Annotated in this window: 2 protein-coding genes and 1 pseudogene; all 3 read left to right on the top strand. The window is 66.5% G+C overall.

Features of this window, described 5'->3' with window-relative positions; translation table 11 throughout:
- Window positions 1–252 (top strand): annotated as a pseudogene (locus DUPY_RS26380) (enoyl-CoA hydratase/isomerase family protein); the annotation flags it as partial.
- 75 nt (window positions 253–327) lie between these two features.
- Window positions 328–1,656 (top strand): adenosylmethionine--8-amino-7-oxononanoate transaminase, encoded by a 1,329-nt coding sequence (bioA, locus tag DUPY_RS26385; protein WP_070252169.1) that lies wholly within the window; start codon window positions 328–330, stop codon window positions 1,654–1,656.
- 1 nt (window position 1,657) lies between these two features.
- A complete protein-coding gene (bioF, locus tag DUPY_RS26390; protein WP_070252172.1) occupies window positions 1,658–2,857 on the top strand; it encodes an 8-amino-7-oxononanoate synthase in 1,200 nt (399 codons plus the stop codon).
- The last annotated feature ends 150 nt before the right edge of the window (window positions 2,858–3,007 follow it).

Raw genomic sequence — 3,007 nt, forward strand, 5'->3', positions numbered from 1 at the left:
GGCCACCACTTCGTGGGCGACGCCGATGCGCTCGACGCTACGGTGGCGGAGATCACCAAGGCGCTGGTGAACAACAGCCCCGCTGCCGTACGCCAGGCCAAGACGCTGGTGCGCGAGGTGGCGGGACGGCCGGTCGATGACGCGCTGGTGGACGATACCGCCGCGCGCATCGCCGCCATCCGCGCCTCGGAGCAGGGCCGCGAAGGCGTGGCGTCGTTCCTCGAGAAGCGCAAGCCGGCCTGGTTGAGTTAGCCCAGCATCGTCATTCCCGCTTGCGCGGGAATGGCGGATCTAGCGTCTGTCGATATTGTAATCATTGGAGCAGTTTTGGAATTGAATAATCAAAGCGAATGGGTCACCCGCAGCCTGCGCAGCGTCTGGCATCCGTGTACCCAGATGCAGCACCACGAAACCGTGCCGCTGATTGCCGTCAAGCGCGGCCAGGGTGCGTGGCTGTACGACCATGAAGGCCGCCGCTACCTCGACGCCATCAGCTCGTGGTGGGTCAACCTGTTCGGCCACGCCAACCCGCGCATCAACGCGGCGCTGAAGGACCAGTTGGACACGCTGGAACACGCCATGCTGGCCGGCTTCACCCACGAGCCGGTGATCGAGCTGTCGGAAAAACTGTCGGCCCTGACCGGCGGTGTGCTCGGTCACAGCTTTTACGCCAGCGACGGCGCCTCTGCCGTGGAAATCGCCCTCAAGATGAGTTTCCACTCGTGGCGCAACCACGGCAAGACCGCCAAGCAGGAATTCGTCTGCCTCAAGGGCAGCTACCACGGCGAGACCATCGGCGCTTTGGCCGTCACCGACGTGGCCCTGTTCAAGGACGCCTACGGCCCGCTGCTGCGCGCCTCCCAAACCGTGATGTCGCCCGATGCACGCCAGGCCCGTGACGGTGAAACCGCCGAAGACATGGCGCGCCGCGCCGCCGCCGACGTCGAGCGCCTGTTCCAGCAAAAGGCGGACAAGATCGCCGCCATCATCATCGAACCGCTGGTGCAGTGCGCCACCGGCATGGCCATGCACGACCCGCTGTATTTGCAGCTGGTGCGCGCGCTGTGCGACCGGTACTCGGTGCACCTGATCCTCGACGAAATCGCCGTCGGCTGCGGGCGCACCGGCACCTTCTTCGCGTGCGAACAGGCCGGCGTGTGGCCCGACTTCGTGTGCCTGTCCAAGGGCATCAGCGGCGGCTCCCTGCCGCTCTCGCTGGTGATGACGCGCGACGACATCTACCAGGCGTTCTACAGCAACGACATCACGCGCGGCTTCCTGCATTCGCACTCGTACACCGGCAACCCGCTGGCGTGCCGCGCCGCGCTGGCCACGCTGCAAATCTTCGAGGAAGACGATGTGCTGGCCGCCAACCGCGTCAAGTCGGCGAAACTGACCGCCGCCCTGCAACCGCTGGCGCAGCATGCCAAGGTACGCAACTTCCGCAACCGCGGCATGATCTGGGCCTTCGACGCGATCGACGCGGCGCCCGATTTCTCGCGCCGCTTCTTTGCCACGGCCGTGCAGCACGAACTCTTGATGCGCCCGATTGGCGCCACCGTGTACCTGATGCCGCCGTACATCCTGGACGACGACGAAATCGCCGGCCTGGCCGCCAACACGCTGGCGGTATTCGATCAAGTGATGGCGGGCTGACATGCAGCTGCTTGCCCAACTCTCGCAGCAGTTGCAGGCGCTCGACGAGCGCAGCCTGATCCGCCGCCGCCGCACTGTCGATACGCCGTGCGGCCCGCGCGTGACGGTCGATGGCCGCGAACTGCTGGCCTTTTGCAGCAACGACTACCTGGGCCTGGCCAACCATCCTTTGATCGTCGAAGCGCTGCGCGAAGGCGCGTCCCTGTACGGCGCCGGCAGCGGCGCCTCGCACCTGATCAGCGGCCACGCCCGTCCGCACGCGCTGCTGGAAGACCGGCTGGCCGGGTTTGTCGGCGCCCACCTGGAGCGGCCACGCGCACTGACCTTTTGCACCGGCTACATGGCCAACCTGGCCATCATCAGCGGCCTGACGGCGGGCGACCGCGATGCCGAAATTTTTTCCGAGTCGCTCAACCACGCCTCGCTGATCGACGGCGCCCGTCTCTCGCGCACGCGCGTGCACGTCTATCCGCACGCCGACCTGGCTGCCATCGAGGCCATGCTCAAGGCCAGCAATGCCGCGACCAAGCTCGTGGTCACCGACAGCGTGTTCAGCATGGACGGCGACCTGGCGCCGCTACCCGAACTGCTGGCGCTGTGCGAACAGTACAACGCCTGGCTGGTGGTCGATGACGCCCACGGCTTCGGCACGCTCGGCGCGCGCGGCCACGGCGCGCTCGAACACTTTGACCTGCGCTCGCCGTACCTGGTGTACATGGGCACCCTGGGCAAGGCAGCCGGCGTCGGCGGCGCGTTTGTCGCTGCTCACGAGACGGTGATCGAAACGCTGATCCAGAAGGCGCGCCCGTATATCTTCACCACCGCCGCGCCGCCGGCCATGGCACATGCGCTGCTGGCCAGCCTGGACCTGATCGACGGTGCCGAAGGCGCCCTGCGCCGCGCCCACTTGCAGGCATTGGTGGCACAATTGGACGATGCTGCGACAGGCCTGCAGTTGCAACGCTGGCAACGGCTGCCATCGGCCACCGCCATCCAGCCCATCCTGATCGGCGATAATGCCGAAACCATGCGCGCCGGCGCCGCCCTGTATGAACAGGGACTGTGGGTAGGCACGATCCGCCCGCCCACGGTGGCAGCCGGCACCGCGCGGCTGCGGGTGACGCTGTCGGCCGGGCATAGCACCATGGAAGTGTCGCAACTGAGCGCCGCGATCAATGCACTGGAAAAGGAATGGACATGAACCTCGACGCCCCCGTAATAGTCGATACCCCGCCGGCCGATGCCGAAGTGGCTGGCGAGATCAATCTCGACGTCGATGCCGACGTCAACGACGCCAACGATGCAGCCAACGCCCAGACCGCAGCCACCGCCGCCGTGGCAGCCGCTGCCC

The organism is Duganella phyllosphaerae, assembly GCF_001758785.1.
Taxonomy (GTDB): Bacteria; Pseudomonadota; Gammaproteobacteria; order Burkholderiales; family Burkholderiaceae_D; genus Rugamonas; species Rugamonas phyllosphaerae.

Coding starts and splice junctions, on each gene's coding strand:
- bioF (WP_070252172.1), top strand. CDS start 1,658: ATGCAGCTGCTTGCCCAACTCTCGCAGCAGTTGCAGGCGCTCGACGAG.